This is a genomic window from Gemmatimonadota bacterium, assembly GCA_041390105.1.
Taxonomy (GTDB): domain Bacteria; phylum Gemmatimonadota; class Gemmatimonadetes; order Longimicrobiales; family Gaopeijiaceae; genus JAGQIF01.
Genome location: JAWKQO010000001.1, coordinates 1,922,061 through 1,936,299 on the forward strand (window position 1 = coordinate 1,922,061; position 14,239 = coordinate 1,936,299).

General features: G+C 67.6%; 9 protein-coding genes. 2 read left to right on the forward strand and 7 right to left on the reverse strand.

Features of this window, described 5'->3' with window-relative positions; all coding sequences use genetic code 11:
- Window positions 1-58 precede the first annotated feature (58 nt).
- The 4 genes from R3E10_08480 to R3E10_08495 all read right to left on the reverse strand — a co-directional run bounded on the left by R3E10_08480 (window position 59) and on the right by R3E10_08495 (window position 6,511).
- Window positions 59-1,420 (reverse strand): RagB/SusD family nutrient uptake outer membrane protein, encoded by a 1,362-nt coding sequence (locus R3E10_08480; protein MEZ4415778.1) that lies wholly within the window; start codon window positions 1,418-1,420, stop codon window positions 59-61.
- Window positions 1,421-1,449: 29 nt separating this feature from the next.
- Window positions 1,450-4,530: a SusC/RagA family TonB-linked outer membrane protein gene (locus tag R3E10_08485; protein ID MEZ4415779.1), complete on the reverse strand. Its 3,081-nt coding sequence runs from the start codon at window positions 4,528-4,530 to the stop codon at window positions 1,450-1,452.
- Window positions 4,531-4,878: 348 nt separating this feature from the next.
- Window positions 4,879-5,994 carry a site-2 protease family protein gene (locus R3E10_08490; GenBank protein MEZ4415780.1) on the reverse strand — a complete coding sequence of 372 codons (1,116 nt, stop codon included), beginning with the start codon at window positions 5,992-5,994 and terminating at the stop codon, window positions 4,879-4,881.
- 97 nt (window positions 5,995-6,091) lie between these two features.
- Window positions 6,092-6,511: a biopolymer transporter ExbD gene (locus R3E10_08495; protein MEZ4415781.1), complete on the reverse strand. Its 420-nt coding sequence runs from the start codon at window positions 6,509-6,511 to the stop codon at window positions 6,092-6,094.
- Window positions 6,512-6,634: 123 nt separating this feature from the next.
- On the opposite strand from R3E10_08495, the gene R3E10_08500 reads away from it, so the two are divergent.
- Complete coding sequence (locus R3E10_08500; GenBank protein MEZ4415782.1) at window positions 6,635-7,807, forward strand: FAD-binding oxidoreductase; 1,173 nt, start codon at window positions 6,635-6,637, stop codon at window positions 7,805-7,807.
- Window positions 7,808-7,882: 75 nt separating this feature from the next.
- On the opposite strand, the gene R3E10_08505 is transcribed toward R3E10_08500, so the two are convergent.
- Window positions 7,883-9,211, reverse strand: a complete 1,329-nt coding sequence (locus R3E10_08505; GenBank protein MEZ4415783.1) for a sodium:glutamate symporter — start codon at window positions 9,209-9,211, stop codon at window positions 7,883-7,885.
- Window positions 9,212-9,301: 90 nt separating this feature from the next.
- Complete coding sequence (locus R3E10_08510; protein ID MEZ4415784.1) at window positions 9,302-11,773, reverse strand: ABC transporter permease; 2,472 nt, start codon at window positions 11,771-11,773, stop codon at window positions 9,302-9,304.
- A 127-nt stretch (window positions 11,774-11,900) separates the two neighbouring features.
- On the opposite strand from R3E10_08510, the gene R3E10_08515 reads away from it, so the two are divergent.
- Window positions 11,901-12,281: a hypothetical protein gene (locus R3E10_08515; protein ID MEZ4415785.1), complete on the forward strand. Its 381-nt coding sequence runs from the start codon at window positions 11,901-11,903 to the stop codon at window positions 12,279-12,281.
- 77 nt (window positions 12,282-12,358) lie between these two features.
- Here the strand turns inward: R3E10_08515 and R3E10_08520 are convergent, their stop codons facing one another.
- Window positions 12,359-14,146: a sulfatase gene (locus tag R3E10_08520; GenBank protein MEZ4415786.1), complete on the reverse strand. Its 1,788-nt coding sequence runs from the start codon at window positions 14,144-14,146 to the stop codon at window positions 12,359-12,361.
- Window positions 14,147-14,239 lie beyond the last annotated feature (93 nt).

Genomic DNA, 14,239 nt, shown 5'->3' on the forward strand with positions numbered 1-14,239 from the left:
GAAAGCGGCCCGGCGGGGCCATAGCTCCGCCGGGCCGTGACCAGCAGTACCGCGCCGCTCAGGGCTGCTCGACGGTAGGTACGGGAAAGCAGGTCCAGTCCTCGTACTCCCGCAGTGGTGCCCCGGTCTCGGGATCCAACAATTGCCCGTTGGGATGGATCGAGCCGGGCTCGCCGAGGAAGGGCACGTTGTGGGTCGTTCCCCGCCAGCGCAGGTGGTCGTGCAGGCGGTGTCCGCCCTCGGAAAAGAACTCCCGGCGCCGCTCCTCGATCACGTGGGCGATCACGTCCTCCTGGGTGGGCAGGTCCGCGGCCGTCACCTCGGGCAGACTCACCCGCCGATGCATGGCGTCGAGGATGTTCCTGGCTTCGTCCAGTCGATTGGTACGCGCATACGCCTCCGCCATGAACAGCTGCGCCTCTCTCCACGATGCCATGTTCGTGGGATCGGAGAACGAGTTGATCTTGTCGTGCCGGTAGTGCTTCGTGAAGAAGTCGAAGCCCAGCGTGCCGTCCCACTCCACATGCACCCGAGGATCGGGCACTCCCTTCCACTCGAGCGCGCGAAAGTTGGGCGCGATGGTGGCGTGCTTCTGGGAGTTGGCGTCGGCCGCCTGCCCATTGATGGCCGCATAGTGCCGGTTCTGGCGATCCGCCGGCGTGGCGTCACGCGTCGCCACGAACAGGAATCCTTCGGGCACCAGGGCCGCGTCCTCCAACACCCCGTCGAAGTTCTCCTGGGTGAGACGTACCCGCGCCCGCCCCACCAGCGCCAGGTTCTTGATGTTGTCCAAGCCTGCGGCCGTGGCCAACTGGATCGCCTCGGTCAGCTTGGTCTCGGCGAGTGCCGCCAGCTCCTTCGGCGTCAGGACCTGATCCCCACCGTCGATGGGCGAACCGCAGAAGCCTTCGCTCAGTGCGATGATGGGGTAGGCCCCGTACGCCCGGATCGTCGCCAGCAGCGCCTGTTTGTTCGGTACATCCGCGTCCGCGAAGCCCGAGATCCGGTCGTAGTTGGACTCCGCCTGGACCAGCGCTCCGTGGAGCGGGGTGAAGAGTCCATAGTTGGTCCCGCACGCCGCCGTGGCCATGGACGCGAACGTCGGAGGCACGTCCCTCAGTCCCCACCGCGCCATGGTCGAGTTCCCGGAGCTGGCGATCCACTCATCCGAGTGGTGCGCCGCCGCAGCCACGTAGTTGTCCCACGAGCACTCGACGTCCGCGATCACGGAGTTGGCCAAGGTCTGGGCCAGTCGCGGGTCCTCCAGCGACGCCTCGACGACGCGGCCGGGAAGGTCGACTTCCAAAAGGTCGTCCAGGCTGCAGCCGCCTATCGCGGCCAGCCCCGCGACCCACGCTGCCCACCCGTAGTGGGAGGCGGCGCGACGCCCCAGCGGGCGTGTTGCCCTCTGCGTCTTCATCACCGTTCGTCTCCTCTCCATGGGTGTCATCAGAAGGTCACTCGGGCCGTGAACATGAACCGCCGAATGGGCGGCCAGGCCTCCTGCACGTAGGCGTGCAGACCGCCTGGGTCGGAGCCGGCGGCCCCCGTGTCTCTCTGCTCGGGATCTCGAATGGGATAGCCGAACACCTCGTCGGTCGCCTGCCAGAGCGTGGCCAGGTTGTGTCCGGACAACGTCAGCGTCAGACGCTCCGCACCGATGCGGGCTGCCATGCTCTCCGGTACCGTGTAGCTGGCTGACAGACGGCGCAGCTTGGCGAAGCTGGCGTCGATGAGACCTGCCTGGTTGATGCCGTCCGAGCCCAACGCCTCGTAGCCCAGCAAAATCGGATCGGTGCGCTCATTGATGGCTCTCGTCACCTTGAAGAACAGGTGGCCTCCGGCGGCGGTACCGTTGACCATGTGATGCCCGCCCTGGTAATCGACCTGAGCGAACAGCTGCAGCCGGCCGAACACGGTCAGCGTGGAGGCCAGCGATGCCTCCCGCGTGGGAATCGGTGACCCGCGGAAGATGTAGGGCGCGTCGGCGCAGGCGACCGCAGCCTCACCCCCACGCGAGAGGTTGGGCGTTCCCGGGATCACAGCCCCGCCCTCGCACATGACGTTGACGCCACGCGCGTTGACGCCAGTGCCCTGGATGTCCGCGGAGACCACCTTCTTCAGGAAGATGGCTCCGAGCGGGAAGCCCTCTGCGAAGTATTGTCCGGCCCAGCCCGTCGTCGGGTTGGCACCGTTCAGGATCTGCGGAGGTAGCCCCCCCATGCTGACGATCTCGTTGCTGTTGGTCGCCAGGTTGAGCGTGAACCCCAGATCCCAGTCCTCGCCCTCGAAGGCCCGGGCATTGAGACCGACCTCGAACCCACGGTTGCTGATCTCGCCGATGTTCTGGAACTGGATCCCGGGGAAGCCCACGGACGGTTTGACGGGCACCTGGATGATGGCGTCCTTGCGTGCCTGGTCGTAGTACGTGAACTGCACGTCCAGGCGTCGATCGAAGAAGCTGCCGTCGAAGCCGAGCTCCAGCTCCTCGCCGACCTCGGGCTCCAGGTCGGGATTGCCGATGTTCTCGGGGCGAACCGTCGAAGCGCCGTTGGGGCCCACCGCCGGCTGGAAGGTCCGCAGCGCTGCGAAGACGTCCGGCTGCTGTCCCGCGCGGCCCCACGCGCCTCGCAACTTGAGGTCGTTGAGCCAATCGTGGTCCTCCATGAACGACTCCTCCGATACCACCCAGCTCACGCTGAACTTCGGGTAGACCACGAAGTCAAAGTTCTGCCCGAACGCGGAGTTGTCGTCCCCCCGCACGGCGGCAGTCAAGAAGAGGCGGTTCTGCCAGGAGACCTGCTCCTGCAGATACGCACCCGCCGTCTTGTTCTCCACGAAGCCCTCGGCGGCGTCCTTCTGCGAGCCGGCACTTACCGTCTCCAGGGTGGCCACCGCGAAAATGTTTCCGGCCGCGTAGATCCAGTCCTCCTGTTTCTGGTAGTACTGGAGCCCGCCGGACGTGGCCAAGGAGATGCTCTCTGTGGGCTCGATGGTGGCCGTTGCCGAGTATTCTGCTGTGATGTACTGCGTGGTCTGCCGGATGGCCGACTTGGATCCCCGCGGCTGGAAGTGTCCGGGACCGTTGATCGGACGATACAGCTGCGTGTTGTTGGTCTCGGTCCAATCGCCACCCCAGGCCAGGCGGTGGGTGAACCAGTCCGTCGGCCGGTGCGTAGCCCGGAAGTTGTACGTCTGCCGACTCACGCTCTGGAACCCCTCCACGGAGTCCGCCAGTACCTCCGGGAGGTAGCCGATGTAGCCCCGGGCCGGCCCATTCACGGGATTGTTGGCCCCCGAGCCCTCTTCACAGCCCCCGAAGCAGGACCAGAGGATGGCTGTCGTGACAGGCTGATTGGCCGACGAAGAGGACAGCTTGGAATGCACGCCACTCAAGCCGAAGTGGAAGTCCAGATCCTGGCGTGGGGTCCAATCCAGGTTGGCTCGACCATTCAGCTGGTTCTGCCAGTTGTAGTCGACGACGCCCTCGTCCCGGTTCCAGTCCCCGGAGAAGTAGTAGCGCAGCGCCTCGCTGCCACCGCTCACACTGGCCGCGTACCCCTGAGGAAGGCCGGTCTGGAACCAGTCGTAGCCGTAGCGGAGCCGGTCCTCACGCAGCGGGCTGAAATCGGTCACCTCACCGGGCGCGCACGTCCCCGACGTGCCCTGACAGACGAAATAGGTGTGGGGAAAGTAGGTCTCCGGATTGGGCAGCCAGTTGGCGCCTTGGCTCACGGAAAGCGTGAACCGGGGTGCGCCCTGAGCGCCCCGTTTGGTGATGATGTTGATGACACCGTTGGACGCCTCTGTGCCGTAGAGGGTCGCCGCGGCGGGCCCCTTGATCACCTCGATGGACTCGATGTCCTCGGGACTGAAATCGTTGAGGCGGGACGGCGGTACGCTGTTGTCGACGCCCACACCGCCAACCCCTCCTCCCACGTCGGCATTGTTGCCGTTGACACGCACGCCGTCGACATATAGAAGCGGCTGCGAGTTCAACGACACCGAGCTGGCTCCCCTGATGCGGATGTTGGCGCCGTTTCCGACCTCTCCACCTCCAAGGCCGATCTGCACTCCGGCAGCCGCTCCGCTGAGCAGGGACTCGACGTTAGCGGGTGGCGCGATCTCCGTGATCTCATCCGCGCGCACGGTCGCCACCGTGTTGCCGATCGATCGCGCCTGCTGTTCCCCTGCGACGCCGGTCACGACGATGGCGTCCAGGAGCACGGCCGCCGTTTCCATCTGGATGACCAAGTCGACGGTGCCGGTGCTCACCTGCTGCCTTACCGTGCGGTATCCCAGCATGGTGATCTCCAACGTGACGTTGGCCTGCTGGACACCGACGATGAGGAAGCGCCCGTTGGCCTGCGTCAGGCCGCCCTGGCCTGTCTCCGCGATCGACACCTGGGCACCGGACAACGGCTGGTTGGTGGTCGCGTCGATCACGCGTCCACCGACCTGGTTCTGTGCGGCCAGGGGAGCCCCCCAGGCGAGCGCCACCGCCACGAGGGTGGCGCGGGCTGCACTCACGTGAGGGCGACCGCCTGGGCGCGTACGTGTCGCCCCGGGGGGATGGGAAGTGCTACGAATGATGTGCATGGTGCGAACCTCCTGAAATGGAAGAGGACGCGGCGGTATGACGCGCGGTATGCGACCGCGCCTTCCCAGGAGGACGGAGGTGGGAGGCGGGACCCGTGGGGCGGCCCTCTCCTTGGAGGGAGAGAGCCAGTTCCGTCTCGACCTGGGCGTCGAGACACGATAGGAGGCGGCGCCGAAGGGGGCAACGCGGCGCACCCCGCCCAGCTGGCGTCGTCGCTTCAATGGGAGCGGCGCCGACGTCGAGATGCGCTCTGCTCCCGGCGACCCCCGGAAGTCCGTCTACACGTGCTGCAGTGCCGCCCGGATCTGCACGAGCTCGCTCGCGTTCGTCTCCGTGAGCAGCCCCACCAGACGGCCTCCGTCGCCGATGAGAAGCACGCTCCCGTCGGCTGCCCGTAGAAGCTCGAGGGCGCGCTCCATGCTCTCGTCCGGCGAGATCCAGCGCGGCTCACGCGACATGGCCGCGGACACCGGGATGCCCGGGCCCGATTGGCTGAGCGCCTTGAGAAGGTGCGCCCGGGTCAGGATGCCGCTGATACTCCCGTCCTCGATTACCGGGAACTCCTCCTGGGTGCCCGCCAACACGCGTTCTACGGCGTGGGAGAGCGGATCGCGTCCGTCCAACACCTCGAAGTCGGTGATCATCCCCTCGCGGACAGAGACGCCCGAAAGCAGCGACCGGACTTGCACGACGTTGGCCTCCTGGGCCGCTCCGATCCAGACGAACAGCGCGATGAAGGCGAGGAAGGGATTGTACATCAGCCCCACGATGCCGAAGACCAGCGCTAGCCCCTGCCCGAGGGCCGCAGCGACCCGCGTGGCGCGCAGCAGGCCCATGCGCATGGCGAGCAGCGCGCGCAGCACGCGCCCACCGTCCATGGGAAAGGCCGGGATGAGGTTGAACATCACCAGCATCACGTTGACGATCAGCAACCGCTCGGGCAGGCCACCTTCGGCCACACCCACGGTTTCCAGGGGCCGCAGCGTGCCGCTCCAGGACAGTCCGACCCAGAGCAGAATCGCGATGGCGACATTGACCAGCGGTCCGGCCACCGCCACCCACAACTCCTGAGCGGGTTTGTCCGGCATCTTCTCCAGTCGGGCCACGCCTCCGATGGGCAACAGCGTGATGTCGCGCGTCACGATCCCGAATCGCCTGGCCGCCAGCGCGTGCCCCAGCTCATGCAGCACGACGCACAGGAACACGGCAAGGATGAAGAGCACGCCGTCGACGACAGCCGCCACCGTGCCGCCTTCCCGCCAATGGATCCAGGCGATCCAGCCCAGCAGCAGCAAGAACGTGGCGTGCACCTGGACCGGGATGCCCGCGACCCGCGCGATACGCACGGACCAGGCCATCCGCGGCTCGTCGCGGACCTCTGTCGCCTCTGCCATGACCTCTCCACGAAGACGGCCCCGCTGCGGACCTCCTGCGTGGACTACCCGCGAATGGCGATTCGGATACGGGAGGCCCTCGGGGGGCGGCGTTCGGTCAGCGGGCGACCATGCGCAGCGAGATCCGTTCGGCGCCCGCAGCCTTCAGGGCGTCGAGCACCTCGATCATCCGCTCGTAGCTCGCGTGGCCGTCGGTCTCGATCAGGGCGATGAGGCGAGCATTCTCAGCGAACTCCTGACGCCAGACCGCGCGTAGGTCGGCGGGTCGCACCAGTTGCACCTGCTCGCCCTCGCCGCGCCGCACCTCGACGAACCCGTCGGCGCGCACTACGAACTGCAGCAGGTTGGTGGCTGAAACCGGTACGGTCGTGTCCTTGGCGGGCAGGACGAGCGCGAGGCCCTGATCCCGCGGGAAGACCGTGGTCACCAGGAAGAACACCAGCAGTAGAAAGGCGATATCCGCCATGGAAGACACGGGGATGCTCCCCGTAGGGCGGCGCGACGGGAGACGGCGCATGGTTTGCCTCCGGGTTGGAGGGGTGGCCTTCGCTAGGTCGATACGCCCGACGCGCGACCTCCGTTGCGGCCACGGTCGTGGGTAGCGTGGGCGCCGGGCCCCCTCGCGACCGGAACCGAGGACGTGGCGGTCGACCGGGAGTGGACCGATCTTGCGCGCATGAACACGCAGAGCGCGCAGATCGTCGTGGTCGGAGGCGGGATCTACGGGGCCGCCACCGCATGGGAGCTGGCTCGACGGGGCCGAGAAGTGGCGCTGTTGGAGGGGTCCACCTTCGCCAGCGGAGCGTCCGGCGGAGCCGGCCAGCGCGGCGTGCGGGCCAACGGCCGCGACCTGCGTGAGCTCCCGTTGATGCGGCAGGCATACACACGGTGGCCCCATTTGGAGGCCGAGCTGGACGCTCCCACCGGATATCAACGGTGTGGCCAGCTCCTGCTGTACGAGCGGCACCACGACATCCCCGCCGCACAGGTGCGGGCCGCCGTCCAGACAGGGCTGGGGATCCCCACCTCCCATCTGGACGCGCAGGCCGTGCACGCCCTGGAGCCCGGGCTGGCGGAGGGCATCCTGGGCGCCCTGCACTGCCCGCTCGACGGGGTCGCCGATCACACCGCGACTACACTGGCATACACCTGGGCGGCGCAGCGCGAAGGGGCCGCTGCGATCGAGGGCGCTCGCGTGACCGACGTCGTGCTCGAGGGCTCCCGAGCGCGCGCGGTGCAGCTCGAGGACGGCGGACGGATCGAGGTTGGCGAAACGCTGCTGCTCCTCGCCAACGCGGGGGTGGCTCCCCTCCTCGAGGCGGTCTGGGGCCTCGTTCTCCCGGTCTGGACCGTTCTGCCCCAGGCCGTCTTCACCGAGCCCGTCTCACCCCCGCCGTTTCGCCACCTGATCGGACACGCTCATCGTCCTCTGGCGCTCAAGATGACCCCCGCCGGCGAAGTCATGATGTCGGGCGGATGGCGCGGACGCTGGAACCCGGAACGGGGCGCAGGCGAGACCACCCCGGAGACCGTTGCCGGCAACGTCGCACAGGCGGTTGCGGTGTTCCCGTCGCTGGGCGGCGTACGGGTTGCGTCCGCCTGGGCCGACCGTCCGGAAACGATCTGCATCGACGGCATTCCCGTCATCGACCGCACGCCCGGCACCGAGAACGTCCTCTTCGCGACGGGGTGGACCGGCCACGGCTGGGCGATCGCTCCGGCCGTGGCACCGCTGCTGGCGGAGTGGGCGGTGAGCGGAACCACACCGCGCGCACTGGAGTCCTTCGGGCTGGACCGCTTCGAAATCGGCTGAGGGGGGCCGCGCCCCCACGGTTCGGATCGGCACGTCCACCCACCGGAACCGATCGCGACACCGAGCGGTTCGTCGCTACGTCCGGACTCGACGCCGGGGCCAGAACACCATGAGCAGGGCCAACGCCGTGCTGCCCCCCAGAACCGGCAGCACGCCGTTCGCTTGCACGAGCAGCGGGATGGTCGCCGTGACCAGGCCGCCGCCGAAGAGGGGCGAGCCCACGATCGCGCGGGCGGCGAAGGCCTGCGCCGCCGGAGTCTCGTTGTCCGGATCCACGATGTGCAGCAGCATCAGCCCGACCGCCGTCACGCCGGTCTGCGTGCCGTACATCACGATGCCCTGCTCGAACCAGTGCGTCTCGAGCATGCGGGGCGCCAGCCACACGAAGGTGAACAACGTCCAGGCGATTCCCGCGATCATGAGCAGCGTGAACGGCACCACGCTCTCGAGGAAAAGGTCCAAGCGAAGCGAGGCGATGGCGGCGACCACCAGTAGATCCAAGGCCAAGCCGGTGATGCGTTGGAACGTGCCACGATCGAACGTACCCGCCACCCCGGTGCGATCGGCGAGGAACTGCAGGAGCATGCCGCCCAACATGGCCAGGGGGAACAACGGGAACCCCGAGAGGCTGGGGTGCAGCGCCCGAACACCCTGCAATGCCACCCATCCGAGCAGGATGCCCAGGGCCACCACGGCCAGGTGGTAGGTGAGCGGGTCCAGGATGCTCGCGCGCACGGTGGCGCGGCCGATGGGCGCACGGCGATCCGCGGGGATGACGCTGGCGAGCTGCTCGGAGAGCGCGGCGCCCTCCAGCGCCTCCGCCCCGATCTGCGTGGTGAAGCCGCGCCGCACCCCCCACTGGATCAACGCCATTCCGGTGACCACGCCCACCACGATGCCCACCGTGGCCGACATCTGACCCAAGGCCCCGCCCGCCTCGAAACCGAGGTCGGAGAACACACCAGCCATCGCCGCCGCGGTGCCGTGTCCGCCCGCGAATCCGACCTCCAACACGCAAGCGAACAGGTCCGGCACCCCGAATACGGGCGTGAGGACCACCATCGCCAAGACGAAGGCGACGACGTACTGACCGAGGGAGGTGACGGCTCCGAAGCGAAAGAGCGGCCCACCCAAGCGCACCAGCACACTCACGTTGGGAACCCGCACGCCCAGGAAGAGACCGGCGAACACGAAGTTGATGAGCACGCCGGGCAAGCCGCTCCACAGGCTCACCACATCGGTAGGGACCACGTTGAACACATACGGTCCGCCCAGCAGGCCGATGAACCCACCGATGACCGACGCAGGCAGGAGCAGCCGACCCAGGACGCGAATGCGCGCCTGGAGCGCGAATCCCGCGAGCAGCAGCACGGCGAGCCCACCGAGCGCTACCATGAAGCTCACCGGCCTGCCTCCCTGGAGGGCCGTGGCACCGGGTCCGGGCGCCGCGGAGGACCGCCTCCTTGGGCGGCCGGGAAGGACAGTGCTGCGCCGCTACTCCTGCCGCAACACGGTCGCCGGATCTGCTCTCGTGGCCCGGCGCGCCGGCACCCAGGTGGCCAGCGCGCTCACCACCAGCAGCGTGAGCGACACGACCGCGAAGGTCCGAACGTCCAGCGGGTCGACCTCGAACAACAGGCCTGCCATGACCCGGGTGAGCGCCAGCGCGCTGACCAGTCCCAGCAACACACCCGTGCCGGCGAGGCGCAGCCCGTGACCGGACACGCTGGCCACCACGTCGCGGGCGCTGGCCCCCAGGGCCATCCGGATCCCGAACTCGCGGTAGCGCTGCGTGACCGAATAGGCCATCAGGCCGAACAGACCGATGGCCGAGAGCACCAACGCCACCAATGCGAACACCGAGAGCAGCGCGCCCAGGGCGCGCGGCCCCGACATGGCCTCGTCCACCACCGCCGACATGGTCTGGACTTCGTCGAGGGGGACCTCCGGATCCAGCTGGGCCAGCTCGGCGCGCACGGCCTCGGTGAGCAGCTCCGGTGCCCCGGCCGTCTTCGCCACGATCTTGAGGGATGTGGTCCAGTTTCCTTCCGTCTGCTCGAACGGCACGTACACGGTGATGCGGGACGCGTTCTCCAGTTCATAGTGCCGCACGTTCTTCACGACACCCACCACGGTCCGCCAGATCCGCTCCGACTCGTCACCTTCATGGCTTCGACTCTCGAAGGTCACTCGCTTTCCCAGCGCGCTCTCACCGGGCCAGAAGCGCTCCGCCATGGTCTCGTCGATCACGGCGACGGGTACGGAGCCGTCGCGGTCCTGCGGCTCGAAGCCCCGACCGGCCAGACGCGGGATCCCGAACACCTCGAAGTGCTCGGGCGTGACCATGTAGAAAAGCACAGACTGGACGTTTTCCTGCGTCAGCTCCACGCCCTCGGGGTAGATGCCCTGCTCCCAGCTGCTGCCCTCGAGGGGCAGGATCTGCGTCAGGGACGCGGTGCGAACCCCGGGCAGGGCCTGCACACGCCGGTGCAGTTCCCGGAAGAACGCCCAGGCAGGATCATGTCCCTCGTAGCGAGCTCGAGGGAGCGTGACCTCCGCCGTGAAGATGCCCTCCTCGCTGAATCCTTTGTCGACGTTCTTCAAGTGCAGGATGCTACGACCCATCAGGCCCGCGCCGATCAGGAGGACCAGAGAGAGCGCCACCTCCACCACCACCAGCCCTGAGCGCAGCGCACTGCGGCCCGGTCCTGGGGAACCGCGCCCTCCCTCCTTCAACTCGCCCACCAGGTCGGTCTGCGAAACACGCAGCGTGGGGGCGAGGCCGAAGACCAACCCCGCCAGCAGCGTGGCAACCCCGGTGAACAGGAGAACCCGTACATCGAGTCCGATGCGCGCCGCCATCGCGGAAGGGAGGGACTCCGCGATCAGCGGTACGAGCAGACGAATGCCCACGAAGGCCAGCGCCGTGCCTACCACGCCCCCGACCCCGGCCAGCACCAGGCTTTCCGTCAGAAACTGCCGCATCACGCGGGAGCGACCCGCACCCAGAGCGGCACGCAACGCCACTTCCTTCTTACGGGTCTCTCCACGTACGAGCATGAGGCTGGCCACGTTCGCGCACGCGATCAGCAGAACGAACCCCACCGCTCCGGCCATGAGCCACAGGTTGATGCGGATGTCGCCCACGAAGTAGTCCGCCAGCGACTCGAGCTCCGGATGGGCCACCCGCTGACCTTCTTCCTGTTCGATGCCCTCGACGATGCTGTTCAGGTCGCGCTGGGCGGACTCGAGCGTGACGCCGGGCGCCAAGCGCGCGATCGCCCAACTTCCCTGCGAACAGTCCCGGTTGGTCCAACAAAGGCCGGCGGCGTAGTAGCCCATGGGAATGAAGATGTCGGTCCGCACATCCGGAAACTGGAAGCTGGCCGGCATGACGCCCACCACCGTGAAGGGCTCGTCGTCCAACACCAGGGTTCGGCCCAAGGGGTCTTCCGCTCCGAAATGCCTCTGCCAGAACGCGTGCGTCACGACCGCAATGGCTGGAGCCCCTTCGAAGGTCTCCTCAGCGAGGATGGTGCGGCCCAGGGCCGGAGCGACGCCGAGGGTCTCGAAGAAGTCACCCAGCACCCAGCGCGTGCGCACGATCTCCGGGCGTTCTCCACCCGTGAGCGTCCGCGTGCGACTCATGTTCATCCCCATCGACGCGAATGAACGGTTCCGCTCGCGCCAATCCCTCAGATTCGGGATCGATAGGCTGATGGAGTATCCGTTGGGGGAGATGACATCGGGTACCACCAGCTCGGAGGGCTCGTGCACCGGGATGGGCTCCAGGAGCACCGCGTTGACCACGCTGAAGATGGCGGAGTTGGCGCCGATGCCCACCGCGATGGTCAGGACCGCGACCAGGGCGAAGCCAGGACGCATGCGCAGGGTTCGCAGAGCGAAGCGGAGGTCCCGGCCGAGCTGTTCCATGATCGATGCCCAGTGACAGGGGGGAACGGACATGCCTCCGTTGGATGGGCGCGGGGGCGGCAGGGTTTGAAGAGCGAGCCCGATCGAGGTGATTTGACCGCTCTGCGCCGCGCTCTGCGCTCCGGGAAAGGATCCCTTCTCCCCTTACCGGAGCCCTACCATGGCCCGTCTGATCGTCAGTGCCGTCAGTCGAGAGTCGACCGGCGACTCCTGGCACCGACTGCTCCTCTACGCCTCGGTCTCGCGCGCGGACGACGGATCACCCGTCACAGGTCTGACCAAAGCCAACTTCCGCATCACGTCCAACATCTCGCTGGTGGTGGACCCTGCGGTGTGGTCCGTGCACGAGACGATGTGGGAGCCGGGCGATGCGATTCCCTCGGGCTGCTACTTGCTGGACATCGGGCGTACGGAGGGCTGGGGTGCCGGTCACAACTACACCTTCGGCATCCAGGTCCGCACGTTCGACGGCAGCGGCCGGGGCGCCCAGGTCGTGGATCAAGGGCAGGCCGCCGTCTCGGTGATCAGCACCGGCGTGTAGCGACCGACGGGGTGGGCCTGGTGCCCACTCGAGGAAGCCCTGCGCAGCGGGGGCAGCGCACGGTGCGGGGAGCTTCCCTAGTGTGAGGTGGCGCCGGTGGTTGCTGACTCCGGCACGACGTGCTCCAGCCACGCGCGCATGGCGGAGCGCCGCGCCTGGTGTTCGGGCAACTCCACCAGGTTGGTCTCGTCTCCCGGGCGCCCAGCGTAATCGTACAGTTCCTCGACGCCGTCGCCGTTCAGAATGTACTGCCATCCGTCCTGCAACACGGAGCGAACGGGGCCGCGGCTGATCGGATCCGTGGGAGGGTTGTTCCGCCCCACTTGCACCTCGGCCAGCAGCGAAGCCGCCTCCTGTGGCGTGCCGGACCAATACCGGGTGAGCGAGTTGCCCGGAAAAACGCCGCCCGCATCGATACCCGCGAGGTCCAGGACCGTGGCGGGCACGTCCCGCAAGCTGACCTCGGCGCCCACGCGCACGCCCGCAGGCACGCCCCCGGGGTAGCGGATCAGCAGGGGCACGTGCAGCACGGGAAGGTAGAGGTTGTGCGCATGGCCATTGAGGCCGTGCTCACCGAACAACTCCCCGTGGTCGGAGGTGAAGATCACCAGCGTGTTCTCGAGCACACCCCGGCGCTCCAACTCCTCCAGCAGCGTCCCCAGGCGATCGTCCTGATAGGCGATCGCGGCTTCATACGCCGCCTCCGCCCCCTGGCCGAAACGCTTGAACTCCGGAGGCGACCAGTAGCCGGCGTGGGCGTCGAAGTAGTTCAGGAATCCGAAGAACGGTTGGCTGCCCAGACCGTCGACCCACGTCAGGAACTCGTCGTTGATGTCATCAGAGTGCTTGCGGTCGCTGCCGCGTTTGACGTCCACGTACCAGTTGAACTCCCGCAGCGCCGACCAGAGCTCTGAAAGAGAGCGGGCACGCACCATCCGCCCCCCGCTCCGCGTCTGCGTGAACGCCGAAGAAAGCAGGAACTGCTCACGGCTGACGCGATAGTCCTGGTAGACGTCGAAGCCCCGGCCCAGACCCGAGTCGTAGCTCGTGTAGTGGTGGTTCGCCACAAAGCCCCCGGTGGTGTATCCGGCGGTGCGGAACACCTCGGCCATGGTGGGTTCCGCATCGTCCAGGCGCGAGTACCAGCTCGACGACAGCTCGTGCGGCCAACGGCCGGTGAACAGCGTGGAGTGACCGGGGAGGGTCCAGGGAGACGCCGAGAACGCGCGATCGAAGACGACGCTCTCTCGTGCCAGGCGCTCGAGCACCGGTGAAGTCGGACGCGCGTGTCCGTAGAGGCTCAAACTCGCCGACCGCACGGTGTCCCAGACCACCAGCAGAACGTTGGGCATTCCGGTGCGCATGCCGCTGACGGGGCCTGCGAATCCGCTCGAGTCGGTGCGCCGCAGGACTTCGCCCACGGCACCCGCCGCAGCCGACAGCGCCACCAGGGTCACCAGAGCGCCCCCGAGCAATCGGCGCGCCCGTGCAGGGCGCTCACGTGTGTAGCGCGCCATCTGGACGCCGATTCCAGCGGACAAGATGGCGGCAGCGATGCGGTGGATGGCCCCCACTGGAAGAAAGAGGCACCCAACTCCGAACGACACGCCGACGAAGACCGCGAAGGGAGCCGTCACCCACGTGGGGAACACCAGCGCGAGCGCGCCCAGCAGGACACCGAGCGCACCGAAGATCAGGGCATACAGCGACGGCGTCATCCAGAGCGCGTGGCGACTGACGAAGATGACCTGGCCGAAGGCCGCTTGCTTGGTCCACAGGATCAACGCCTCGACGCAGCCCGTGGCGACGCCCAGGGCGATCATCATGAGGACCAGGGCACCGGCCTGTCGGACACGCGGGGGCACGAATCTGTTCTCCGTCGGGGTCAACGCGTTCTGCAACACAGTCGCTTCGCGGGCACCGCCCGGACAAGGCGAAGGTCGTCTTGCCCCCCCAAC

Excerpts from the sequence above, each read along its gene's own strand:
- R3E10_08480 (MEZ4415778.1), bottom strand. The coding sequence starts at position 1,420 with ATGAAGACGCAGAGGGCAACACGCCCGCTGGGGCGTCGCGCCGCCTCC.
- R3E10_08490 (MEZ4415780.1), bottom strand. The coding sequence starts at position 5,994 with ATGGCAGAGGCGACAGAGGTCCGCGACGAGCCGCGGATGGCCTGGTCC.
- R3E10_08495 (MEZ4415781.1), bottom strand. The coding sequence starts at position 6,511 with ATGCGCCGTCTCCCGTCGCGCCGCCCTACGGGGAGCATCCCCGTGTCT.
- R3E10_08510 (MEZ4415784.1), bottom strand. The coding sequence starts at position 11,773 with ATGTCCGTTCCCCCCTGTCACTGGGCATCGATCATGGAACAGCTCGGC.
- R3E10_08515 (MEZ4415785.1), top strand. The coding sequence starts at position 11,901 with ATGGCCCGTCTGATCGTCAGTGCCGTCAGTCGAGAGTCGACCGGCGAC.